Origin of the sequence: Streptomyces sp. NPDC046465, from assembly GCF_040646035.1 — a bacterium.
GTDB lineage: Bacteria > Actinomycetota > Actinomycetes > Streptomycetales > Streptomycetaceae > Streptomyces.
In genome coordinates this window covers 315,353-338,528 of the sequence record NZ_JBEYZK010000003.1, presented here as the reverse complement: position 1 = coordinate 338,528, position 23,176 = coordinate 315,353, and the positions used below count along the sequence as shown (strand labels likewise).

The window sequence follows — 23,176 nt, the reverse complement described above, 5'->3', positions numbered from 1 at the left end:
TCTCGTTCACCAGGCGAATGATCGTTGTGTGATGGACGCCGAACTCCGCAGCTATCACGCGGTACGACAGGCCCGTCCCGCGCAGTCGGCGCGCTTCGGAGACCTGGATGTCGCTGAGTCGTCGCACGCTCTCGACCAGTTGACCGACAGCCTCCGGTGAAGCCATAGCGTGTCGCCGCTTGGCCACCATGTCGGCCGTGTTGTCCGCGGACGTACCCAGGAAGAGGTGCCTGGGGTTGCAGCACGGTGGATTGTCACAACCGTGGCAGACAACCTGCCCGTTGAGGATCTCGCCCCGGGTCAGTCGCCACGCTACGCGGGAAGCGACCTGCGGTGATTCGGCAACACTGACGCGGAACTGGCCGTAGCCCTTCTCCCGGCGGCTCCGGCGCCAGGGCCAGCAGTCATTGGGGCCAGCCTGGTCGACCTTGCTCCAGAAGCGTTCTTCTATGGTCCTTCGACGAGCGGCCACGCCATGTGGTCCCATCTCGCTGACTGGCGACTCTGCACCAGGCGACGCTTTGAGATCTTGAGCGCACCAAGCGTCGCCTATCCAGAGTATCCGAGAGCGACGACAGCCCCCGCCCCCTGCGCGAGGCAGGCGGCGGGGGCTAGCGGTGGCTACTCGGTCGGGTCTTCAGGCGGAACGTCCGGTTCGACGAACAACCCCTCATAGCTGGGCTGTGGCTGTGGCTCGGCGAGGCCGAGTTCGACGAGGCTGGGCATGTCGCCTGCCGAGTCGTCGACACGGCGGCCCATCGGGCGCGGATCGGGCATGGTCACACTCCAGTGCGGTTGTACTCGTCGACACGAGCCGGCGGGGCTGGCGGATCAATGCCGTGGCCGCGCATCTGCGTCGTCAGCTCGCCCACGTACCAGGCGAAGGCACGGACGAGCGACCGAAGTGACCGGACTTCCTCGCGAGTCGTCGTCAGCTCTTGCCGCAGCTCCGACTTGATGGCGTCGAATGCAGCCCGGTCCTCTGCGCGCTGGTTCGGCTCCGCCTGCGCCTGTGCGGCGGCCCGTGTCGCTTCGGCAGTGGCTGCCGCGGCCCTTGTCGTCGCCCTTGCCGCGAACAGTCCGGCGATCACCATGCCGACTGTGCCGATCACGGCCACGATCCCTGCCCACACCGTCACGGTGCGCCGCCTCTCCTGGCGGCTCTCGGCGCGTGGGGGACCGAATGCTCGGGGACGCCAGCCGCCCACAATATGACTCCCACATGGGAGGTCGAGTACCAGATCGCGACCCAGATGCCGCGGGAGTACTCGCCGTTGATGACGGCCACCGTGTAGGCGATAGCCCACACTGCTGGGGGGATGACCGCGGCGACGAAGCCCGCCAGATCGCGGCCGATGCGGACAAACGCCGATGCGAGCGTGACCAGGCCTGCGCTGATCCACAGCCACGCCCAGTGCTGGATGTCGCACACCGAGGTCAGCAGTTGCAGGCCCTGCGTGGGCGGCGGGTCTACCAGGAACGACGCACCCCAGCAGGTTTTCCCGACGCCAAGGATCAGCAGGAACGCGCCGCGCCTGCCGAGCCGCCTTCGCAGCCAGTCGGCCGCGCGGCACGGCACCTAGACCCCCGAGGCGGCGCTGGCGCTGTTGCGCGGGCCGACGAAGCGGGCGATGAGGCCCTTGATGAGGGAGCCTGCCGCGGCGATCCCCGCGGCTCCGACGGTCTCCCAGAAGCTTGCGGAGAACATGTCTCCGGGGCCTGCGGCGAGGGCGACACCCGCGGCAGCGACGACGAAGGTGGCGATGACGCGCTCGACGAGATCCTTGGCGTAGGTGGTGGCGGTCTTCACGACGGTCTGCACGTCACCGCTGGTGGGCAGGTTGCTGGTCATGACGTTCTCGCTTCCTTCTCGTCGAGCTTCTTGGTGAGGGCGTCGACCTTGGCGGTGAGCGTCGCGAGCCGGTCGATGATTTCGGGGAGGTAGCTGGCGGCCTTCCACGTCGGGTTGGTCCCATGGGTGGCGGCGCTGGTCGGGGACGGGATGGCGTCCCGGCCCCAGACGGCGTCGTGCACGGCCTTGGCGTCCATGTCGAGTCCTTCGTCAGGGGTGGTGGGGCCCGGGTTCCAGGAGGCGGAGTGTTCGAGGCGTTCGTGAACGTCCTTGCGGAACTGGCCCATGCCGAAGCTGGGGTCGATCTTGCGTCGGGTGCCTTCCTTGTGGCCGATCACCGAGTTGGCCGACCACCGGTGGGCTCGGCAGATCGCTGCCGCCCAGCGGACCGCGGCGCCGTACTGCACGGCCGGGTATGGATCGTGGCCGTTGCCGAGGTTCTCGATCTCGATGCCGTAGTAGTGGGCGTTGCCGTCCACTGGCTCCGCATTGTCCGGCCGCGGATGCGTCGCCGACTCGTTGACGACGGCGGTGTGGGCGTTCTGTGCGAAGGTCCCGGCGTGGTTGGCGCGGCCGTAGCCGACCATCGTCGCCAGGCCTGCCTTGCTCAGGTGCGTGTGGCAAAGAGGCCCGGGGAGGTCGGCCATTCCTGTCCAGCACAGGCCCAGGCTGTTCGCTCCGGCGGTGTGGTGGATGACGACGCCGTTCATGCCGCCCCACGGGCCCTTGTGGTTGCGGTTGTGAGTGCGCCACCCGGAGTGTTCAGCGACGCGCACTCCTTCGGCCTTCAGGGCGGCGAGGAGGGCGTCCGCGGTCAGGGGTGGGGCCATGGCCAGCCTTCTTTCAGTAGTCCCAGGTGGTGCCGACGAACTGGGCGTGCTCGAGCGGCCAGGGCTGATCGTGGTCGTGCCACACCTCGACGCCGACCGGCTGATTGGCTTGCCCGGCGAAGAACCATGACGTGGTTTCCCAGCTGCGGCCGGGTGTGGCGGGGTGGTCGGCGGCTCCGGTGTCGTCGCGGTCGCCGTGTGGGTCGCGGATGAAGCGGCTCATGAACTGCCGCGGACGCAAGTCGCCGTCAGGTACCGCGAGGGCGGCCCACCGGAGGTGTCGGGCCCACAGGAAGTCCCCATCGAACGGCGGCATGATCAGCGACAGTTGCCGGGCCATGCTCCGGTCGTTGCTGATGACCCGCTCGTAGGTGACGAGCGTCCACACCTTCGGTGGTATGAGCTGCGGCTTCTCGCCGCGGTAGAGCTTGCACACGGTGGCCACGCCGTCCTCCTCACAGGCTGCAGAACGTCCCGTTGAAGGACACCCATGGCGGCTGGATCTTCGGGTTGGCGGTGGCGGAGGTGGTGCCGACGATCTGGATGCGGCCGTCCGTACCTATGTCGATCTTTACGGAGAGGACGTCGGAGTCCGTTGTCGAGCAGGCACCGGTGAGAGAGCGCAGCGACGACGGGCGGGCTGCGGTGACCAGAGGGCTACCGGTGACGAAACCGCCGTTCGAGATGACCTTCGGGCTCCCGCTGTAGGTGATGTTGACGCCGCCGCGCAGCATCAGCGTGTCCTCACCGAAGAGGTTCACGATCCGGTACTGCAAGGTCCCATTCGAGTTGCCGTTGTGGGCGAACCCGGAGGCCAGAGACACGGTCGTCCACGCCTTGTTGCCGGAGCCGATCACCGACCAGGTGGTGCCGTCGTAAACGGTCAGCAGATCGACGTCCCGGAGCCACGCCACCATGCCCTCGACCGGTGCCGCCGCGCCGACCAGAGTCGCGGACCGCTCCGAGGACGAGGCGAACCGCATGGTCGATCGGGAGGCGATCGGGTTGACGATGTCCTTGGCAAGCTTGCTGGCGTCCGGTGGGTCGGTGAGGGCAGCGATGCCGATGCCCTGCCCGTAGTCGTCCGTGGTGGGCACAGGGCCTCCTGCTAGCTGAGGGGGTAGCGGAGTCCCTTGAGGGAGAACCACTGGGTTTCGACGTCGCCCGCACCTGCGGAGATGAGGGAGACCGTGCCGTCCGTGTCGAAGTCGGCCTTGCAGGAGTGCACGACGGACGTACTCAGCGCGACCCCCGTGATCGAGGTCGCGTTGCGCGGGATGACGAACGATGCGCGGGCGCTAGGCCGGAAAGTCGATGACAGGGCGGCGGAGAGGATGTTCGCGGTCTGCGCCCCGTTGGCGCGGGTGGCGCCGCCGTCCCATTCCATCCACCAGCCGCCAAGCCAGTTGACCTTGCGGTAGCGGATGGGGCCGTTGTTGTTGCCCTGGCTGGTGGTGTTGCCCTGCGTGTAGCCGGTGCCGAGCGTCGCTGTCGTCCAGCCCGGATCACCACTGCTCAGCCGCCCGAGGGCGAGCCAGTTGCCGCTGCTCGACTGCGTGACGGCGATAACGTCACCGACCAACGGCAGGGTGTACGTCTCCAGGCGGCGCACAGTGATGCCGTCGTCGGTGACGACGGTGCCGTTCCCGCTGACGGTCTGGACGGTGGCGAGCCGCCAGTCCGCTCCCCGCACGCTCGGGGTGCTCGCACCGGTGCTGACGGCCTGCTGCTGCAGTGCGTCCGCGAGCTGCCGGACTGTGCCGTGGGAGGACTTCACCCGTCCCCCTTCGCGGAGATCGTCGCGATGGGGAAGTCGCCGCCGGTGTCTAGCGGCACGGAGAAGGACTGGACTTGGTGGAGTTCGCGGGTGCCGTCGGGGTGGATGACGCGGATGATGTCGCCGCACTCCAGCGCAGGGTTCGGCAGCGAGGAGAAGTCACCGCTGGCGTTCGGTGCTTTGCCTGCGGCCAGTTTCAGGTTGGCGGCCTGGGCGCAGGCATCGACCGTGGTGAGGGTGCTGGAGGTGTAGAAGTCGGGGCGCCTGCCGAACGGCCCGCCCCAGTACGTTGGCGAGTTGATGTCGGTTTCGGTGGCCAGGTACTCGACCGGGGCGACGTTCTCCTCGGTGTTCTCCCCGCGGGCCAGGACGCCGTTGAAGACCTTGTCGGCGGACATGGCGCGGCTGCCCTGCACGTACACGCCGCCCTCCCCCGCGGCGACCTCCCACACAGCAGAGGCCGTCTCCGGGTCGGGCAAAGCGCTGATCACGAAGACGCCGTCGGCGTTGGTGTAGCACTCGGCTCCGGCAGCGGCGACGATCTCCTGTACGCCCGCCCACGGATCGGCTTCGACGTCGAAGGTGCGCGCGCCGATGGGCGCGTCGACGATCGTCGAGATGACGTCGGCATCCGGGAGGCTGCGCTGGATAAGCGCGGTGGCGGCGCCGACGACGGTACCCGTGGCCTTGTACGGCTCGGTGAGCTTGTCGTCCACGACGCACGCCTCGAGGCTTTTGCCCTGGAGCGTGACGGGCCCGTCCGTCGGGTCGCCGTCGACGCTGTCGAGCCGGAACACCCCCAACGGCACAAGCTCGCTGCTGCCGTCGCCGTACTCGACGCCTCGGGCGATCCTCAGCCGTGCCCCATAGGTGGCGAGTTCATCGGCAGGCGTGCGCGGGATCAAGGAGGTGTCGGCTGTGGTGACGGTGCAGGTGCGGCGAATCGTCTGCCCGCGGTCCACTGGGACGGAGCCGCCGGTGTGCTCGATCGTCACCACACTGCCGTCCGTCTTGAACAACTGCACTTCCGTGACCGGCGTATGGCCTTCAGCGAGGCGGGGCAGGAAGCGGTCGCTGACGGGGTACATGGATCACCCCGCCCTGCGGTCGAGGAGGACGTCCTCCCACGTTGAATACGCGGTCAGCACCTCGGCCCACGAGCCGAATCCAGTCAGAACGTCCTGCCAAGTGCGGCCCGCACTGTCACCGACGCCCGTGGTGACGGGCAGGTCAGCCTCCGTGAGGGGAAGCGTCCAGGCGCGCCACGCTTCGCTGGCTAGGGCAACGACGCGCGCTTCGGTGACCTGGGCGACGGTGATGTACATGTCGGTGACGCCCATGCCGGGCGCTGCCTGCCACAGCAGGACATTCCCGGAGTCGAGGAGCCAGTGCAGCGCTGCCCGCTCGTCGTCGCTGCGTGTCCAGACCGAGAGATCACCTTCGAGGCCGCCGCGCACACAGCTGAGGACGACGGCGTTGCGGCGCCCCTTGACACGGTAGACGGCCTGATCGATGGGTCGCGCCCAGTCCGGCGCCTTCTCCGCCAGCACCTTCACGTTGCGCTGCGGGTGCCCCGGATCTTTCAGCCAGACGGTGTTCACGTCGCCGACGGGGATGGTCACGGTGGCGGAGGTGCGGGTAGCGGGGGTGGTGCTCCCATCGGGCCACAGCTCGATGCGGTAGGACACCGGGACTCCGAGAGGCGCCTCGTAATCGTCGATGATCATCAGGTCCGAGATGATGAGCGCCTTGTCCAAGAGCCCAGTAAGGCCGCGCACCAGAGCGCGACTCCCGTCGGCGCCCACCCGGTAGACGGTGATGGACTGCCCGACGGCGAGCTCCCTCAGCGTCAGGGTGATGCTGGCGGTCTCGTCGACGGCCTGGACCGCGGTCAGCGGCAGCGCCTGCCACAGGGCGGCCACGTCGACGTACATGATGGAGCTGGTGGCGCCCGCTGTGAGGGTGAGCTCGATCGCCCCCTGCGTTGCGGTGGCGGGAACGCCGGCGTCGGTCGCCATCGCATACCAGCTGGCGCCAGGGAACGTATAGCTGGTGCCGCCGGTGGTCCCGAGGTCAACATTGGCGGCGTCGTACCACCGGACCTTGATGTTCACGGTCCAAGAACCCGCGCCGAGCGTGGCGAGGATCTGCGCCCTGTAACTGGTGCCGACCCCGCCCGGCGCCGCGAAGCGTCCGGACCGGGCCACGCTGGCCGTGGCCGTCGCCGAGGTGACCGACATCGAGTAGGAGCCGTCGTAGGCGATCTGCCCCCACGGCGTGGACCGGGCGATGACGGCCACCCCGGAGGGGCGCGTCCACCCGGCGACACCCTGCTCGAACGATCCGTCGGCATAGGGGAGGATCGTCCCCGCCTGTAGGACGGGGGCGACCGTGACGACCGCGTCCTCCAACCGCAAGACCTGGCCGCCCGAGGCGCCGTTGATGCCGGTGGCGATGCTGCACGTCGCAGCGTTAGCGGGGGCGATAGCCGAGGCGCGCTGCCGGTACCAGCCGGAGCCCGGCGAGGGCTGCACCAGCGACGAGCGGGTAGCGCTGACCTGGTTGCCGTTCGCGTCGTAGTACCGCAGCTCCACCCAGGTGTCCGCCGCCAGAGTGGGCGGGTTGAGGTAGGCGTAGGCCTGGTAGTCGGCCCCCGGCGTGACCGCGGGCCGGTCCGTGGAGACCGCAGCAGCGTTGCCCGCTCCGGTCGCGGTGATGGCGATGGTGTGGCCGCCGACGAGGTAGTTGTCGACAGACCAGGACACGGCGGGCACCTGCCGCGTCACCGTCGCGTTGACCTCCGGAGCCCACCCCGAGGCGTCAATCTCTGCGCTCTCGGTGTTGAAAGCGAAAAGGTTGCCGACAGTTCTGATCGGCAAGCCGAGGTAGACGTTCTCCCAGTACTGACTGACTAGCCCCGCCGCTGGAGTCGACGACAGCAGCACCTGCGCCTGCGATGCCCCGGCCGGGGCCATCCCGGCCACGCCCACCCGGTGCCACGCCGACCAGGCAGACGCCGTAGACAGCGACCAGGTCACTGAGATTTCGGTGCCGGTGGCGTTGAGCCAGCGGATTCCGATCCGTTCCACGACCGTGCCCGCGGCGTCGGCGAAGCACTGGTACGTTGTGCCTGCGGTGACCGGGTAGGAGGAGACGGTGCGGGCCTGCATCTCCCCGGCCGCCACCGACTTGACCACCAGGCACCCGTCACCGACCCGGCCCCCAGTCCCCTTGGACAGCGTGCAGTTGAGCTTGCTCGTCCAACCACTGGTGTTCGGATCGACTTCCGACGTCGTCGCCGACAGGAAATTCCCGGGGATGGCCACAGGTCACCTCCTCCCGGCTCGGACGGTGGTGGTGAGCTCGCCGAGGGTGTGCTGCACTTCGCCGCGGACGTGGCCGAGGAATTCGCCGCTGCTGAGGGTGAGGGTTCCGGTGAACTCCCCTCCCCCGCCTCCGCTCGCCGACAGGGCGATCCGAGAGAGAGCGCTGGCCTGGGTCGACGTGAAGACGGGCTCCGGCCTGCCCGTGCCGTTGTAGGCAAGGTTGAGGCCGGGCTGCAGGTATCCGCCCTGGTCGTACCAGTGCGGGCTGCGGGACAGCCATTTCGAGTAGGCGCGTGCCGGACTGCCGTAGTCGGGGCGGCCCTTGATGTAACCGAGCCCCCACCGGATCTGGGTCTTGTAGTTGGTGAGGTAGTCGGCGCCCGCGGACCGCATTTTCGATGCGGGGAGCGACTGCGGGATGCCGTAGGCGCCAGACGACTGGTTGAGGGCGTCCCATCGCCAGTTCGACTCGCCTTGCCAGAGCTTCTTGAGGGGTCCGAACTGGTTGGGGCCCCAGCCGTAGCGGTGGAGGATCGACTTGGCGTACTGCTGGGCCGCGCCCGCCGCAGCGCCGGGGAACCCCTTGCCTCCGCCGCCGGTGAGGAACGGCATCGGGTCCACGGCACGGCCGTTCCGACGCGCCTCCAAGTGCAAGTGCGGCCCGGTCGTGTTGCCCGTCGCGCCGACCTCGCCGATCGTCGTGCCCCGGTTGACGTGCTTGTGGAGCTTGGTGAGGATCGCCGACATGTGCGCGTAGAAGCTCGAGAGCCCCCCGCCGTGGCTGATTTGGACGTGCTTGCCATAGGGGCCGCCGGAGGCGACCTGGGAGACGGTGCCGTCCGATACGGCGCGGATCGGGGTGCCGGTCGCGGCGGGGAAGTCGAGGCCCGTGTGGCGCCCGGAGGACCACATGCTGCCACGCACACCAAAGCGGGTGCCGTATTTAGCGTTGACGGGCTTGAGCCACTCGGCTCCGCCGCCTCCGGCGAACATCGACGAAACCGCGTCGACGATCTTGTTCTTGAGGCCGGTCACCATCTTGACCGGGATCTTGGCGATCATCTTGCCCATGGGCGCCGTACCTACACCCTTGGTGACCTTGCCGAGGATCGGCTTGACGAGCTTCGCCCACACCTTGGTCGGGTGGGCGATCAGGTCGGCACCGGTCTTCGCCCAGTCGATGCCCTTACCGACGACGTCACCGACGGTGTCCTTCGTCCAGTCCCAGGCGTCACCGATCGGCCCGAGGAAACCGCCCTTCGCCATGAGCTTGGTGCCCGCCGCGGCATGCAGGGCACGGGCCCGGCCTCGGTACTGCGGATCCGTGGGGATCACGAACTCCGGGTAACGGGGGTTGCCCTCGCCGACGATCGCGGTGGGCCGGTTGACCTTCATGGGGGCGGCCGGGCCGAAGCCGTTTCCGACGGTGCCACCACGGGCCAGGAGCTTCGGTCCGTCCGGGAGCTCGGGGAGGTGCACGAAACCGGCGACCTTGTCCCAGACGGCCTTGATGCCCTTCGTGTACACCCACTTGATCACGAAGTTCACGGGGGCAGCCGTGACCTTCTTGATCTGGCTGAACGCCTTGCCGATCGCGTCCTTGGCCTTGCCGAAGGCCTCGCCGACCAGCCGCACGGCAGACTTCATCTTGTCGAAGGCGGGCTTCAGGCCCTTCGTGTACAACCAGCTCGCCCGGTCGGCGATCCACCCGAAGCTGGGCTTGACCGCGCTCCGGTACAACCACAACGCGGTGGCGCCGATGCCGCGCATCGCAGGACGGAGGGCGCTGACGTACAGCCACTTCCCTATCCGGCCCACGAGATGGAAGCTGACGACAATGCCGTTGGCTGCAGGCTTGATGGCGTTCCGGTACAACCACCCGGCCACCGCCCCGATGCCTCGAAACGCAGGCCCGATGGCAACTTTCCACAGCCACGTGCCGGTCTTCCCTGCCGCCTTGAACGCCAGGATCGTCGGTACGACCAGGACCGTCACGATGGCCGAAATGAGGACCTTCGCGGCGAGAGCGATGCCCCTGAACACGGCCTCGGCGACGGCACGGATCCAGCGGAACACCGTCGCGAATGGGCCGCGGATGAACGTGATGATGTCGGGCAGGATGCTGTGCCCGATCAGCACGTTGTACAGCCACTGGAAGCCGCGGACGATGTACGTGACCCCGAGGACGATCTTGTCCCGGAGCCACTGGAACCAGCCGCCCAACGTCTGGATGCTGCGCCAGAGAGCCTGAACGCCCGTGCGAAACCAGTCGAAATGCTTGTAGGCATAGACAACAGCCGCCACCAGCGCAACGATCGCCAGCCCGACCAGCACGATCGGATTGGCGTTCATCACCGTGTTGAACAGGAACATCGCGATCGTCCAGAGCTTGGTCACGATGTAGGCCAAGTACATGCCCTGGATCAGCCACGGCAGCGTCGTCGCGATCGACGCAAGGCCACGAGCCAGCGCACCAAGGATCTGAAGGATGGGCCCCGACAGCGGCTCCAGAGCTCGGGCCACCTGGTAGAACGCCGAGCTGATGTCACCGATCGCCGCAGCCACGATGGGCCCCTGGCTGGCTGAGTACGCCAGGAACCGCTCGAAGGCAGGGCTCCCCTTGAGACCGGCACCCCAGGCGGCGAAGCGCCCGGTGATGGCCTGCATCCGCGCCGAGATGGAGTCCATGTGCGGCAGGAAGGCCTGGACGATGCCGCCCATGCCCTTGAACAAGTTCGCGAAGGCCGCGCCGAGACCGATGATCGCGGGACGGGTGGCGCCCGCCAGGTCCGCCTTGAACTCCTTCCAGCCCTCGGACTTGAAGCCGCGCGAGGCACGGTCCTGCAGCTCACCGATCGCGTCCGCTGCCGCCTTCACGAACGGCGTCAGGCCGGGGAGCGAATGCTTCAGCCCGTTCAGGGCGCGCGTGAAAAGCGGCATGACCTGCGGCTGCAGGCTTTTCGACCAGGCAGAGAACGCCCCCCGCAGATCAACGAACGCGTCGAACGTCTGCCGGGCCGACGGCGTCAACTTCGCCAAAGCGGCCTGGTACTTGGCCTGCGCCACGGCAGCCTGATCCACACCCCCGGCCGCAGACCGCGACGCGGAGGCAACCTGACGCTGAGCCGAGGCAATCGAATCCGCCGCCGACTGCTGCGCCGCAACCAGCGACTCCTGAGCACGCGCCACCGACCGGGCGCCCGCCTCCTGAACCTTGGTGACGTTGCGCTGGCTTTCGGCGACCTTCTCCTGCGCCGCGGCAATCGCCTGCTGGTTCTGGACCTGCTGGCGGGCCGCCTCGTTGCGAGCCTTGCTCAGGGCCTTCTGCTGCTCGGTGATGCCCCGCTCGGCCGCCGTGAGCCGCTCCTGAGCGCTACGGACCGTCTCCGAGCCCTCAACCCCGGCCTTGTCGGCGGCCTTCTTCTCACCGGCGAGCTGCTTGGTCTCCTCGCGCTGCTCCTTCAGCCGCTGCACTGCCTGGTCGTAAGCCAGCCGAGCGCGCTGCTGCTCGAGCAGCGTGGCCTTGGATCCCACGGCCTGCGTCGCCAGCAGCCGGTTACGGGCCTCCTGCACCGACAGGACGGCATCCCGCTCGGAGAGCTGCGCACCCGCCAACCGGTTCGACAGTTGAGCGAGTTCGACGACGGCGTCCTTGCGGGCCTGCGTGAGATCCTGCTGGGCCTGCCGAGCCGTGCGCTGAGCATCCGCGAGGGACTCCTCGGCCTGCGAGACCCGCTCGGCGGCATCCCGCTGCCGGTCCGCGGCCTGCTGCACCGCATCCGCCAGCGACTGGCGGGCCGCCTTGACCTGCTGAGACGCCTGCCGGTTCGCCTCCGCCGACGACCGCACCGCATCCCCGACAGCCCGCTCCGCCTGCGAAACCTGACGCGCCGCATTACGGTGCGCCGCCGCAAGCGACTGCTGCGCACCCGCCATCTGCAGGGCCTTGGCGGCCCCCTGGCCATTCGCCTGACCGCCCTTTATCGACGCGGTCGTGGCAGCATCTTGGGCCGCCTTCTGCGCCTGAAGAGCTCCGGCGATCTTGATGAATGCCGGTGCCGCAACAGCCGCAAGCGCACCCACACCGACCGTGGCCGTCACGGCCGCAGCCGTGACGGCGCCGAGACCCGCGGCGAGAATCGGGAGAGCAGGCAGGACCGCAACACTGCTGAGAGCTATGGTCAGCTGGACCAGGGCTCGCCGCGCCTTGGCTGTCGTGACGTTCGTCCTGATGGTGATGGTCTTGCCGTCGAGCGCAGCGATCTGCGCGCGCACCACGGCGAGTTGCGAGGCCGCGGCGCCCGTGTCAATGCGTACAGCGACGTCCGCATCCGACGCGGCCAGCGCCGCCAGACGTGCCTGGATCGCCTCGATGCGGGCCGTGGCGGTGGCGACGTCCATGTCGACGCCGATCCGCACATCCCGCAGCGCCGTCAACTGGGCGCGCAAGCGGGCGATCTCCACCTCGGCCGGCGTGGTGTCCGCACCGATGTTGATGTTCGGCAGGGACGCCTCAGCAGCCTGCACCTGAGCGCGCAGTCGCTGCCCGAACGTGCCATCGGTCTCGACACGAATGTGTGCGGGATTCGCCGAGACGCGGTCGATCTCCTCGCGGACCAGCCGCAGCTGGGCTATGGCGGCCGCCGTATCCGAGCGGACCGCGACGTTCGGGTGGGCGGACCCGATCCGGCGCAGCCGCTCCTCGATGTCCGCTGCCTCTGCGCGGGCCCGCACGGCGTCGATGTCGATGCCGATCGTCTTGTTCGACAGGGCTTCCATGCGGGCACGCAGACGTGCAAGGTCGGCGTCGACACCCGTGTCCGACAGCTTGACGTCCAGCTTCGGCATGCTGCGAAACGCTTCTTGCAGCTTCGCCCGCAGCCCCCTGGCGAACGCCCCACCGGTCTCTACACCTTGCCGGACAGCAACCGGACGGGCCTGCCGGGCGCCGTTGTTGATGCCGTCCCTGACCGCGGGCGCGATGTGGGCCGACAGCCGCTCGCCAATGACCCGGCCCATCTCGTCGCCCACCTGCGTGGCGGGCGGGACGAGGGCTGCCTGCAGGCGGGCCAGGATGCCTTTCGCATTGGGGACGACGTCGACTTCGACGGAGCCCACAGAGATGGCAGGCATGGGAGTTGCCTCCCGCCTGCGCTACGCCGCGCCTCCGTTGATGAGCTGGAGAAGCACCTCGGCAGCGGCCTCACTGATCTTCGGCTTCGCCCTCGGCGCCTTCGCTCCAGGCCTGGCCACCGGTTCGGGAGGCTTGGGCCACTTGGCCTTGTTTTCGATGTTGGTGCACAGCAGCACGTACTCGACGCGCCGTGTAGCGTCGACCACCGATGCCGTGAGTTGTTCCAGTTGGGACCAGCGGCCCTTCTCTGGCTCGCCCTTGTCTGCCTGCTCGGCCAGCTCCTCATCGGACAGTTGGTTGCGGAGCGCGGTCATGGTGTGCGACTCGGGCGGCAGATGCTGGATAAGAATGCGCAGCCGCCGCCACGACATCCGCCCGCGGTGCAGGTCGAGGATGTCGATGCCCCGCTCGAGGAGGTCGGCTTCTACCGCTTCCGCGTGGTCTTCGAGGACCGTGACGGTCCAGAGGATTTCCCCAGGGTCTCCCCCGACTTGCTGGCCGCATCAGCGACGAACTCGCCGAACATGTCGTTTGTCGGGTCGAGTTCCTCGAACAGCAGGAAGTCGTCGGGGTGCATGACCTTGGCGGCGAACACGTCAAAGTCGCCTGCCTTCAGCGCCCGCTGCCACGACATGCGCCAGGCGCCGGGCGGAATGACCCGCACGTCCTTGCCGCAGAGAGACGCGGTCACATAGTGGCCCTGGTCGGCTTCTAGCTCTTGGGCTTCGGCGGGCAGGACATCAGCTTCGGTGCTCATGGCGCGGACCTCCAACGGGAACGGCGCGGGCGTGGATAGAGGTGGACGGGCCGGGCCCGCGCCGGCTGGCAAAGCGGCCCGCCCACCAGTCAGAGCGGTCAGGAGCCGGTGTACTCGGGCGTCGCCGGGACCTTGTCACTGTGGTAGACGGTGTTGCCGCTCGCGTCCGGATAGGCAGTCACCGTGATCTCGTAGGCGCTCATTTCGTCCTGCTTGAACGTCACATCGGACCGGTCGGAGACTTCGCCCTGCGGGACGTAGAAGCCGCGGGCAGTGTCACCGTCCATCACGAGGAACCACCAGGCGCGGCGGTCCGGCACCGGTGACGCAGTCTCCGCGAACGTCGTGAACCCACCGACGGGCTCGAGCTCGGACGCGGGAAGCCGGTACATGATGCTTTGGACGGCGACGCGGGCGGTTTCCCAGAGCGTGACCTTGAAGGTGCGCACGGACTTGGTGATCTGCGTGCGGAACGGGCTCGTGAGGCCCCAGGGAGTGAACTCCTGGCTGTCCTCGTCGAATCCGTAGGTCAGACCGTCGTCCGAGATCGCGCCGAGCGGCTCCCACGGGGCAAGCGGCTGAACCAGCGGGGACGCAGGCGCCGGCGTGCCAATGTCACACACCCACCCCCCGCCATTTGCGCCGATGACGGTGAGATCCGCAGCGCGGGTGATCGAAACCATGATGTCTCCAGACATGCGTGAAGCCCGCGCTCGGGCGGGAACAGGGGTCCGGCGCGGGCCCGCAAACGGTCAGGAGACCGGGTGGCTGAAGATCTCGTAGGTGCCGCCGACACGGCGGAGAGCGGTGTTCTCGTAGGGGCGCACAGCGGGCAGGGTCAGGCAGCTAGCTCTGGCGATGACCAGCGTGTCCGTCGACGAGCCGCGCAGAGTGCCGGTGATCCAGTCGTGGACTTCGCGCGCGAGCGTGAACGCGCCTGCCCTGGTGGCGGCGTACACGTTCACGTCGACGAGCATGCGGGCCAGCCGCACCCCGTCGTCCTCACCGCCAGGGATCTGCTCGAACTGGATCGTCGGCAACTCTGCCAGCAGGCCGTTGTCGAGCTCATCGCGCACCACTGCGTGCGGCCACCGGGCCTGAGCGCGAGGAATCAGCTCCGCCTCGATATCGACTATCACGGTCACTGATTCCGCCCCCCGATCTGCGCGGCACGCAGCAACACGTGATGGGCTGGGACCTTCTCCGTCCCGTACTCCACCCAGCGCGCGTAGTAGGAGGTGTTGCGGACCGTGGCAGTCGCCCTGTTCTTACGGCGGCCACCGCGCAGTCTGCTGCTCACGCGGAAGCTTTCCTTGTAGTGGCCAGGGTGTGGATCTCCCGCCCCGCCGACCGGGGCAATCGACTCGGCCACCGACTTGATGAGCTCAGCGCGGCGCACCATCTCCGCCCGGACCATCTCCGAGCGCAGGAGCTCCCCCACACCCTTGTGGGACATCTTGAACCGTGCAGCCATGGCCCCTCCTCAGCCCGTCACTCGGTCGGCGGCGAACTGCACGACGCCGCGAGTGCCGGTGAACGGGCTGCGGCCCCAGTCGCCGGGCTCGCCAGTGACCTCGCAGCGGTCACCCCGGATCAGGACGCCGTCCGTCGTGCGCAGCGGCATCCGGGCATGACCAGCCGGTGCATACACCGTCCAGCCGACGATCACCGTGTCGCGGGCCTGCTGCTGCTCACCGCCCACCTGCGGAGCCTCCGCACGCGGCGTCACTGCGCAGCCCTTCAAGTCGAAAGACTCGTCCGGTCCGGGAAGCGGCTGGCCGCGGGGGTCACGGCCGGGCGAGACACCGGTCCGCAGAATCCTCACCGTCTCCCCATACGGGTAACGGCCCGGCATCAGGAGTACCCCCAGCCCGGCTCGAATTCGTCGGGGAATCCGACATCGTCGATCGGCCACGTCGGTGACGGATCGGCCGTACTCGGTGTCGGGTCGACCGTGAACGCTCCGCCGCGGCCAGCCAGTGATTTCAGAGCGGCCTTGTCGGCCTTCGTGAGGTACAGGCCGCCGGACCCGGTCGGGCGCTGCACCGACATGGGGCCGATCGTCTCGTAGGAGATCTGCTGCGGGTTCGTGTAGGCCCGACCACATACCGACAGGACAACCGCAGTCGCCTCATCGGGGAGGGGCTTCACCACCGACAGGCACAGGTTGACGGCCTGCTGGATCAGCAGTGCCGCACGGTCCCCGTCGATCTCGTCGAGGCCCAAATAGAGGCCAAGGTCCTCCGCTGTCGGGATCTCGAATGCCACGGGAGCCTCCTAGGCTGGCAGGGCTTCCACGGCTTGGCACCAGGCAGCAAGGTCGGCCGACGGATCGAGTTCCGCCGAGCGAGCCTTGGCGCGCTTGCTGGCGAGCCGGTACTCGGCGGCCGTCGCGAGCTTCCGCAGGACCGCCTCGTAGCCGTCGATGTCGGCCCGGTCCACGAAGATCCCGGCCTCGCCGAGCGACTCACACAGCCCCGGAGTGGGGTGCGCCAGAACGGGGATGCCCGACGCCAGTGCTTCGACGCCAGCCCTCCCCCACGATTCGTAGGAGGATGGCATGAGCAGGACGCGGGTGCGGGTGTACACCTTCTCCCGCATGTCCTGCCCGTCGACGTGCTCGACGATCTCGACGTTGGGCAGGTCCGGGAGGAGCTGCGCCCCATAGGCGCCGCGCACCGCGAGGAACTGCTGATCCGGCATCCGTTCGGCGAGGGCAGCGAACACCTTGCCGCCCTTCTCCGGATTGCAGTTGACCAGCGTGATCGCCTTGCCGGGCTTCGTCGCATAGTCCTCGGCGAACACCGGCGGGCGCACGATCAGCGACTGCTCGGGGCGGATGGATTTCGGGTACTCGGCGAAGAACAGCTCTGCCTCCCGCTCCATCCACTGGCTGTTGTAGACCGCCAGAGCGGTCCCGCCCGCGGCGGCGTCCCGGAAGGTCGGACGGTGCGTGTTGTGGCAGACCACGACCAGCGGTTTGCCGTAGCCGCGGGCCAGAGACGCCGTCGACGGGACCGTCTCCAGATGCGCCAGCACCGCATCCGCCCGGCGGATCGCCGTCGGGTAGTCGAGCCGCGACTCCAGAGGGATGACCTTGATACCCCGGTATTCGTACTCCTCGTGGGCCCCGCCGTAGCGAGACAGCCACACGGATACGTCGTGCCCGCGATCCACCAGAGGACGCAGCATCGACACGAGCATGTGCTCGGCGCCCGCATTGTGCTCTGGCGGAAATGCGTGCACCCTGGCCACGATCTTCAGCGGCTTGGCCGTCCCGCCCGGCGCGGAAGCCGGGACGGCTGCCATCAGGCGCTACCAGACGGCGTACCGGTGAACTTCACGAACGCATCGGTGTCGCCGAGCACGAGACCGTAGAAGGCCTCCGCGAGCAGCAGCACCAGGTTCTCCTGGAACGCCGAGTGCACGCCGCCGTCCTCGTCGACATAGGTGGCCTCCTTGGAGATCCGCACCGTGATGTCCATGCCGACACCGAACGCCGCCTGCGACCAGTCGCCGCCGATGCCGCGCAGCCCGGAGTCGCTGGACGCGGACTGGCGGCGCTGCTTGCCCGAAACGCTACGCGAGTAGGCGAGCGGCTCGCCGATCAGCGTTCCGGCTGACGCCATGTTCGTGCCCGGCGTGGTCGTGTCGACGAGGATCGGGCGGCCGGTCGTATCGGTCGCCAGCAGCAGCTTCGGCTTCAGCCGGTGGTCCGCGACCGTACCGGTGTAGTCCCAGTCCGAGTCGATGACCTTCTCCATGCCGGTCACCAGGTCCGCCCAGATGCCGCCCGTGCCCTGCGTCGCCGTTCCCAGCGCCACCGCGTTGGTGGTCTCGGCCAGGTAGTCGTCGAACGGGCCGGCCGCGCCCTTCATCGTCTTGCCGTGGATCGCCGCGTGGTCGAAGGCACGCGCGAATGCTGTCGGCAGGTCCGTCTGAAGCTGCGTCCACAGGCCGCCCGCGTTGGTCATGACGACCTCTTCGGCGACCGGGATGAGGACGGCGAGCTTCTTCGCCGTCATCTGCTTCACGCCGACCGACGAGGTCGACAGGGGCTTCTTCGCCGCCTGGCCGACCCAGTCCGCGGTCGGCACATCCATCGGGATCGGCACCGACGTGGTCGCGTCGATCGCCAGCGGCGCCCGGCGCGCCAGCGCCATCACCGCCGACTGCTCCACCGACTTCTCGAAGATCGGGGCCGTCAGCGTGCGAGGCAGCAGTGCCGCATTGACATCGGAGAGCTTGAGCGGGGCCGTAGCCACCATGATTGCCTGCTTTCAGCAGCTACTTGAGCTGCGCCTTTATGAACCCCTCGAACTCGTCCTCGGGGTTGGGGGACCGTTGCTTGTTGGCGCCGGACGCCTGAGTGCGGTCCGGTGCCGGGCGCCGCGGGCCCTCCGGGGGCTGGCTCTTCGCCCAATGCGGCTTGCGCTCCAAAAGCGCCTGGAGGTCGACCTCGATAGCCGCCTCGTCGATGTCGCCATCACCGTCGATGTACGAGCTGAGATCGAGCTGACCGACCGCGTCCTCGGGATCCGTAAACGCCGCCCTCTCAGCCACCTGCGCGCCGGCCAAGGCCTGCACGCGCGCCTCAACGAGACGGGTACGGGTCCTGGTGACCAGCTCGTTCGCTCGGGAGAGCTGGTCGTTGAGGCGCTCAGACTCCGACTTCTCGGAGTCCTTGATGCGTTGCAGCTCGGCGGCCTTCGGCTCCAGTTCCTTCAGGCGCTTGCGGAGGTTCGCGGCCTCCGAGTTCGCCTTGCGGATCTTCGCTTCGGCCTGCTTCCGGTCGAACGGCTTCTCCTCGACCTCGGCGTCCGCCTCCGGGGCGTCCTCCGCGGTCTCGGTGCCGTTCTCCTCGGTCGCCGTCTCCTCGACGGTCTCCTCGGTGCCGGTGTCGGTCTGCTGCTCGGTCGTCTCGGTCTCTTCAGGCATGACGGATCGGCCCTCCAGGGGCTGTGGAAATGAGAAAGGCCGCCACCAGGGCGACCAGAGTTCAGAAAGATCCGGGATCGGCTTGAGCGCGCTGCTCGGCGAGCGCCGCCCGGAAGAGCTGCAACTGCTGACCCGGATTGCCCCGGGCGAACTCGCGGTAGATGCGATCCCACTCACGGGCCTTCGGCGACAGCTCGAAAGACTGGCCACGGAAGACGGGAAGCGGCTGGCAGCGGCAGTAGTTGTGGTACTTGATCACGCTGTCGTCGCCGACGAACCGCTCGTTGGCATCCTCGCCAACCGCTCCGCGATCTTTGTAGATCGCACCGCGGGATGACATCAAGGCACAGAACGAGCAGCAGCCGAGAGCCGCGGCCCGCGCGTAGGCGATGGCTCCGCCGTCCCTCCGGACTGCCTCCGTCACCGTGTTCCGGCCGGCGTTCAGCACCAGCCGGTCAACGGCCCCATCCGCCTTCGACATAGCCGCTTCCAAACGGACGTCCATCGGCTCCAACTGGGCGACGCTGGCCCTGCCCTCCTCGCGCGGCCACAGATCCTTCGTAGCCCAGCGCAGGGACTTCGACGTCTGCTCGTCCGGCGGCCCATCAGCCAGCGGCACCGTGAACGTCCCCGGCACCCCGGCCGCATCCCGCTCGCCGTCGTAGAAGTCGGCGCTGAGGGTCGCCGCCACCTGCGAGTAGCGGGCCACCAGGGCCGCCACCGCTTCGATCCACACAGGGACCGTTGTCTGCAGGCGATCCGGATTGATCAGACGGCGGAGGCCGCGCAGGTCCCGCAGGAGCATCGCCGACAGCCCGACCTGGGCACGCCGCCAGCGGACGACGCTTACCGTGCCGTCAGAGGTCGTCGACGCCAAGATCGGCCTCCGACGGTTCCGCAGACAGCACGCCACCGGCGCCCGAACCAAGCTCCGCCAGGCGATCCAGCAGCGCACTGCTGCCCTCCCGGCCCGCCGTGCGACGCCGGTCCGCGGCAATCCGCTGCCGCTGCGGCTCCGTGAACCCGGCCATCTCCAGCGTCACGTCCGAGTCTGGGGGCAGGATCTTCGCCTGGACGAGCTTGACGGTGGCGTCCACCTGGGCCGCCACGGTCGGAGTCGCCGGGTTGCGCCATACCGTCTCGATACGGCGGGTCTTGTCCGGCGGTTCGCCGTCGCGCACCCACAGGGCGAGCCGCATGGCCTGCTGCCAGGCAGCCTCGAAGCGGCGGATGCGCCGCTCGGCCTTCTTTACCTGACGGTTGTCGGCGAAACGGATCGCATCAGCGGAGGCCGGGTTGTCGCTGCTGTAGCCCAGCACGTGCGGGGCCACCGACATCTGTGACGCCATGATGCGCGCGTACAGGTCGATGATTTTCGTCTGCCCGGACGGGTCGTGGGCGGGGAACGTCCCGACCGTCGGCACGTTGCCGTCCTCGTCCCGCTCCAGTGCGAGCACGCGGCCGATGTACGTCTCCCAGGCGCTCTTGGTGTTGCCCTCGGCGTCCTGGAAGGCGGACTCGGACGCGCCCAGGATGTATCGGGCGGGAGCGCCGAAGAACTCGGAGGCCACCTCCATGCCCATCAGCCGGCGGCACGCAGCATCCGTGATCGACATGACCTCGGGGGTGATCTCCGACTTGCCGACCCGGTCTGCGGTCCGCTGACGGTTAGCCATCCGCACGACCGGAACGACCCCGAGGCCGTGCATGTCGCGGTCGACGACCTCCCAGCCGCCCGACTCCGACGGCAAGCACATCACCGTCTGATCCGGCAGATAGAGGACAAGCATCCGCTCCTCGGGACCCGACTCGATGAAACTGTCGGCCGCGCACTCACGCAGCGCCGCCGTCCCCATCCGCAGACGGGCATCCCACATCAACGTCATGTCCAGCGGCGACTCCGCCGAGATCAGCGGCGGACAGTCGCCGCCGCAATCGCCGGAGCCGACCGCCAGATACTCACGGCCGTACACCAGGGCGTCCAGGTGCGCGAGGCTCGACTCGTCAAACAAGTCGTTGGCCTCAGCGATCTCCGTCAGCTCCGAGGAATCGGCGCCGTCCGCCCACCGGAACGCCTCCAGGTCGAGGCGCTCCTCCAGGCTTTCGACACCGACCCGCGGCCAACCGATCACCGTGTGCAAGTTCTGCAACTGCGGCGGGATCGAGATGCCGAGGTCACGGACCATCTGCTCACCGCCGAAATAGGCATCCCGCAACTGCAGCGTCCACCGATCCCGCAGCATGTCCGCCCGCAGCATGGCGATCAGCGCAAGCTCGTCATCCGACAGATACACCAACGGAAGATCAGGAATCGAGACGGTCACCGCAGCACCACCACCCGTCCCTTGCCGCGCACGGTGGAGCGCTTCTGATTCTTCGGACTGTTCAAGACCAACCGCCGCAGCATCCGGGCCCCGACCATGCAGACCGCAAGGTCGATCTTCCGGGCGGACTCCCGGTGCTCCTTGCCGATCGTGATCCCCCAAGCATTCGTCCGCCGACGGGCGTTGATCACATGGGTGCGCATCACCTTATGGCCGTCATGCACGAGGGTCCGCTGCAGCACATCCTCACGAGTCCGCTTCACCGCATCGGTGAACGTCTCCTGATTGCGGCGATCGCGCATATCCCAGCGGACCGCGTGAGCCCTCGGGCCCGCCGTCACAGCGCGCAGCAGCAGCTTCTTCGCAAAGGTCTGACCCCACCGGTCCAGGAAGACGTCCCAGTACATTTCGCCGTCGTCATCCTTGCCGGAGCCCGGGTCGGCGAAGAACGCCAGCACCTTGAACCGGGCGAACGCGTTCACGACGACACCATCGACGTCCTCGCGCGGCACCTGGAACGGTACGTAACCGGGCGTGTCCGGCGCCGGCCAATTCGGCGGCTTCTGCCACACCCCCAGCGTCGACACCAGCCCATCCGACATACGGCACGCAGCAAGGCCCGTCGCATCGTCCGACTTGGAACCGTCGAAGAAGAGGACAATCTCGTCGCCATCCTCGAGGTGCAGGTCATCACGCTTGCAGGCGTCCCACTCGTAGCGGGCCATCCACGCATCCTCAGCCGCGGCGATCTGGTTGAACCAGAAGCGGCGAGAGCGGCTCGGCGGGTTGCGAACGTCGAGGATCGACTTGATGATGCGCGGGATGTTCAGCCACACCGAGTCGCCCCGGACCGCCAGAAGTACCTTCTCCAGCCAGGGCTTCGTCAGCTTCGCCTCTGGCGGGGCTTCCAGCGAGTCGTAGAGGATCCCCGTGTCTTCGGCGCGCCCGGCTTCCGCCGCCTCGTAGGCGTCGCGGGTCTGCTCGGCGACCGAGTCCTCGCCGGGCTCGAACGCGTTGGTGATCGCAAAGGTGCGGGCCGAGCCGTCAGCCGACTTGGTGGCGTTCCGCTCAATCGTCGCGGCCATCTCGTGGCCCTGGTTCGACTCGATCCAGTGGTGCGTCTCGTTAAGCAGGGTGAACGTCGTGCGCCCGCCTTCGAGGGATCGCGGTGACGAGGTGACTGCCTCGATCCGGCTGAGCCCTTTGTGGGCGTAGACGATCTCCTTGCCCACCTCGATGCCGTATTCGGCCTTGGCTTCCTTCGTGAACAGCGAACCGAAGATGATCATCGTGTTGCGGGTCTGATCCTTCGACACCGCGGCGATCTGCACCCACGCTTCCGGGTGGGCCTCCCCAATGGGCTGCCCGGTCGGAACCCCGCGGATCTCACCGGGCTTGGCGACGCGACCTTTCCATCGGCACGGCCCTACGAACTCCGCCGCCGACAGCGTCGCCCCGAACGGGTCCTTTCCCCAGCCCTTAAGGCGTTGAAGCACCGCGTCCCGGTAGGTGAAGTCACCCGTCTCGGGGTCGATGGCATACCACCAGAACAGGATGCGGATCTGCTCCGACGTGTACCGCCACGGCCGACCAGCACCCTGTTGCAGGTTGCGCTCAGCCCAGCGCCACACGTGGTGGCCCAGGGTGAACTCCGGCTGTATGTAGTCGCCGGCCTCGTTCTTCGTCCAGGAGGGCCCCATGGCGAAAGGGGTGATGACATCCGGAACGACCTCGTCGCCCTCAGCCGCTGAAGGCGGAGCGGTAGTCATCAAGCACCGTCACATCAGCATCCGCCTGAGCCGACGGCTTCTTCCGCTCCAGCTCCATGCGCGCCCGGCGGCGGTCGCCCTCCGTCGTCAGCAGCGACGCCATCACCGAGTTCAGGGCTGCCACCAACTGGCCGTTCGGGCCGCGTTCCGAGCAGTCCAGCACTCGCGACATCAGCTCCGCGGCGTACCGGGCAACCGCCCAGTCCGACGGCTGGTAGAACGCGGCCTGCCCCGACTTGCGCAGCGACAGGTACCAGTCCGCTGCGATCGGATCCCACAGCGGACTCGGATCCGGCAGATCCGGAAGGTCATCCGGAGTCCCCGACGGGGCCTTCGTGATCGTGTCCTTCTCTTCCTTCGAGCGATGGCCCATGCGCTCCTCGGAGCGCTTACCGATAGGTCCACGTGCGCCCATGACGACCTCCAGGGTCAGAGCACGCCACCAGGGCGCACAGAGGGCTGGAAACGA

General features: G+C 68.0%; 26 protein-coding genes and 1 pseudogene. 1 reads left to right on the top strand and 26 read right to left on the bottom strand.

The window, feature by feature from the left end:
• The first annotated feature begins 31 nt into the window (after window positions 1–31).
• The gene (locus ABZ953_RS07115) at window positions 32–160 is read left to right on the top strand and encodes a hypothetical protein (protein WP_361718272.1); all 129 of its coding nucleotides are present in this window, start codon (window positions 32–34) and stop codon (window positions 158–160) included.
• Window positions 161–208: 48 nt separating this feature from the next.
• Here the strand turns inward: ABZ953_RS07115 and ABZ953_RS07110 are convergent.
• The 26 genes and pseudogenes from ABZ953_RS07110 to ABZ953_RS06985 form a co-directional block, all read right to left on the bottom strand.
• Window positions 209–487: pseudogene (locus ABZ953_RS07110) on the bottom strand (HNH endonuclease signature motif containing protein); the annotation flags it as partial.
• A 134-nt stretch (window positions 488–621) separates the two neighbouring features.
• On the bottom strand, window positions 622–777 hold the full coding sequence (locus tag ABZ953_RS07105) for a hypothetical protein (RefSeq protein ID WP_361718016.1): 156 nt from the start codon (window positions 775–777) through the stop codon (window positions 622–624).
• A gap of 2 nt (window positions 778–779) precedes the next feature.
• Entirely contained in the window at window positions 780–1,112 is a 333-nt protein-coding gene (locus ABZ953_RS07100; RefSeq protein ID WP_361718013.1) for a hypothetical protein, read from the bottom strand.
• A gap of 23 nt (window positions 1,113–1,135) precedes the next feature.
• Window positions 1,136–1,579 (bottom strand): hypothetical protein, encoded by a 444-nt coding sequence (locus ABZ953_RS07095; RefSeq protein ID WP_361718010.1) that lies wholly within the window; start codon window positions 1,577–1,579, stop codon window positions 1,136–1,138.
• On the bottom strand, window positions 1,580–1,852 hold the full coding sequence (locus ABZ953_RS07090; RefSeq protein ID WP_361718007.1) for a hypothetical protein: 273 nt from the start codon (window positions 1,850–1,852) through the stop codon (window positions 1,580–1,582).
• Complete coding sequence (locus ABZ953_RS07085; RefSeq protein ID WP_361718004.1) at window positions 1,849–2,682, bottom strand: N-acetylmuramoyl-L-alanine amidase; 834 nt, start codon at window positions 2,680–2,682, stop codon at window positions 1,849–1,851. The genes ABZ953_RS07090 and ABZ953_RS07085 overlap by 4 nt, the downstream gene beginning before the upstream one ends.
• Before the next feature lie 13 nt (window positions 2,683–2,695).
• Window positions 2,696–3,127, bottom strand: a complete 432-nt coding sequence (locus ABZ953_RS07080) for a hypothetical protein (protein ID WP_361718001.1) — start codon at window positions 3,125–3,127, stop codon at window positions 2,696–2,698.
• A gap of 10 nt (window positions 3,128–3,137) precedes the next feature.
• Window positions 3,138–3,779: a hypothetical protein gene (locus ABZ953_RS07075; RefSeq protein WP_361717998.1), complete on the bottom strand. Its 642-nt coding sequence runs from the start codon at window positions 3,777–3,779 to the stop codon at window positions 3,138–3,140.
• A gap of 11 nt (window positions 3,780–3,790) precedes the next feature.
• Entirely contained in the window at window positions 3,791–4,459 is a 669-nt protein-coding gene (locus ABZ953_RS07070) for a hypothetical protein (protein WP_361717995.1), read from the bottom strand.
• On the bottom strand, window positions 4,456–5,547 hold the full coding sequence (locus tag ABZ953_RS07065; protein WP_361717992.1) for a DUF5047 domain-containing protein: 1,092 nt from the start codon (window positions 5,545–5,547) through the stop codon (window positions 4,456–4,458). The genes ABZ953_RS07070 and ABZ953_RS07065 overlap by 4 nt, the downstream gene beginning before the upstream one ends.
• A gap of 3 nt (window positions 5,548–5,550) precedes the next feature.
• A complete protein-coding gene (locus tag ABZ953_RS07060) occupies window positions 5,551–7,785 on the bottom strand; it encodes a hypothetical protein (protein WP_361717989.1) in 2,235 nt (744 codons plus the stop codon).
• Window positions 7,786–7,788: 3 nt separating this feature from the next.
• Window positions 7,789–12,918, bottom strand: coding sequence for a peptidoglycan DD-metalloendopeptidase family protein (locus tag ABZ953_RS07055; protein WP_361717986.1), 5,130 nt, complete (start codon window positions 12,916–12,918; stop codon window positions 7,789–7,791).
• Window positions 12,919–12,939: 21 nt separating this feature from the next.
• A complete protein-coding gene (locus tag ABZ953_RS07050; RefSeq protein WP_361717983.1) occupies window positions 12,940–13,290 on the bottom strand; it encodes a hypothetical protein in 351 nt (116 codons plus the stop codon).
• Between the two features lie 53 nt (window positions 13,291–13,343).
• On the bottom strand, window positions 13,344–13,676 hold the full coding sequence (locus tag ABZ953_RS07045; protein ID WP_361717980.1) for a hypothetical protein: 333 nt from the start codon (window positions 13,674–13,676) through the stop codon (window positions 13,344–13,346).
• 98 nt (window positions 13,677–13,774) lie between these two features.
• Window positions 13,775–14,359 carry a phage tail protein gene (locus ABZ953_RS07040; RefSeq protein ID WP_361717977.1) on the bottom strand — a complete coding sequence of 195 codons (585 nt, stop codon included), beginning with the start codon at window positions 14,357–14,359 and terminating at the stop codon, window positions 13,775–13,777.
• A 69-nt stretch (window positions 14,360–14,428) separates the two neighbouring features.
• Window positions 14,429–14,821: a hypothetical protein gene (locus ABZ953_RS07035; protein WP_361717974.1), complete on the bottom strand. Its 393-nt coding sequence runs from the start codon at window positions 14,819–14,821 to the stop codon at window positions 14,429–14,431.
• Window positions 14,818–15,150 (bottom strand): HK97 gp10 family phage protein, encoded by a 333-nt coding sequence (locus ABZ953_RS07030; protein ID WP_361717972.1) that lies wholly within the window; start codon window positions 15,148–15,150, stop codon window positions 14,818–14,820. Before ABZ953_RS07030 ends, ABZ953_RS07035 begins: the two co-directional genes overlap by 4 nt.
• Window positions 15,151–15,159: 9 nt before the next feature.
• Window positions 15,160–15,405 carry a hypothetical protein gene (locus ABZ953_RS07025; protein WP_361717969.1) on the bottom strand — a complete coding sequence of 82 codons (246 nt, stop codon included), beginning with the start codon at window positions 15,403–15,405 and terminating at the stop codon, window positions 15,160–15,162.
• Between the two features lie 125 nt (window positions 15,406–15,530).
• The gene (locus tag ABZ953_RS07020; protein ID WP_361717966.1) at window positions 15,531–15,944 is read right to left on the bottom strand and encodes a hypothetical protein; all 414 of its coding nucleotides are present in this window, start codon (window positions 15,942–15,944) and stop codon (window positions 15,531–15,533) included.
• A gap of 9 nt (window positions 15,945–15,953) precedes the next feature.
• A complete protein-coding gene (locus tag ABZ953_RS07015) occupies window positions 15,954–16,985 on the bottom strand; it encodes a glycosyltransferase family 4 protein (RefSeq protein ID WP_361717963.1) in 1,032 nt (343 codons plus the stop codon).
• The gene (locus ABZ953_RS07010) at window positions 16,985–17,944 is read right to left on the bottom strand and encodes a phage major capsid protein (protein WP_361717960.1); all 960 of its coding nucleotides are present in this window, start codon (window positions 17,942–17,944) and stop codon (window positions 16,985–16,987) included. Before ABZ953_RS07010 ends, ABZ953_RS07015 begins: the two co-directional genes overlap by 1 nt.
• A gap of 19 nt (window positions 17,945–17,963) precedes the next feature.
• Window positions 17,964–18,614: a hypothetical protein gene (locus tag ABZ953_RS07005; RefSeq protein ID WP_361717958.1), complete on the bottom strand. Its 651-nt coding sequence runs from the start codon at window positions 18,612–18,614 to the stop codon at window positions 17,964–17,966.
• A 61-nt stretch (window positions 18,615–18,675) separates the two neighbouring features.
• Window positions 18,676–19,491 carry a hypothetical protein gene (locus ABZ953_RS07000; protein WP_361717955.1) on the bottom strand — a complete coding sequence of 272 codons (816 nt, stop codon included), beginning with the start codon at window positions 19,489–19,491 and terminating at the stop codon, window positions 18,676–18,678.
• Window positions 19,472–20,938, bottom strand: a complete 1,467-nt coding sequence (locus ABZ953_RS06995) for a phage portal protein (RefSeq protein ID WP_361717952.1) — start codon at window positions 20,936–20,938, stop codon at window positions 19,472–19,474. Before ABZ953_RS06995 ends, ABZ953_RS07000 begins: the two co-directional genes overlap by 20 nt.
• A complete protein-coding gene (locus ABZ953_RS06990) occupies window positions 20,935–22,707 on the bottom strand; it encodes a terminase (RefSeq protein ID WP_361717949.1) in 1,773 nt (590 codons plus the stop codon). The genes ABZ953_RS06995 and ABZ953_RS06990 overlap by 4 nt, the downstream gene beginning before the upstream one ends.
• On the bottom strand, window positions 22,679–23,122 hold the full coding sequence (locus ABZ953_RS06985; protein WP_361717946.1) for a hypothetical protein: 444 nt from the start codon (window positions 23,120–23,122) through the stop codon (window positions 22,679–22,681). The genes ABZ953_RS06990 and ABZ953_RS06985 overlap by 29 nt, the downstream gene beginning before the upstream one ends.
• Between the last annotated feature and the right edge of the window lie 54 nt (window positions 23,123–23,176).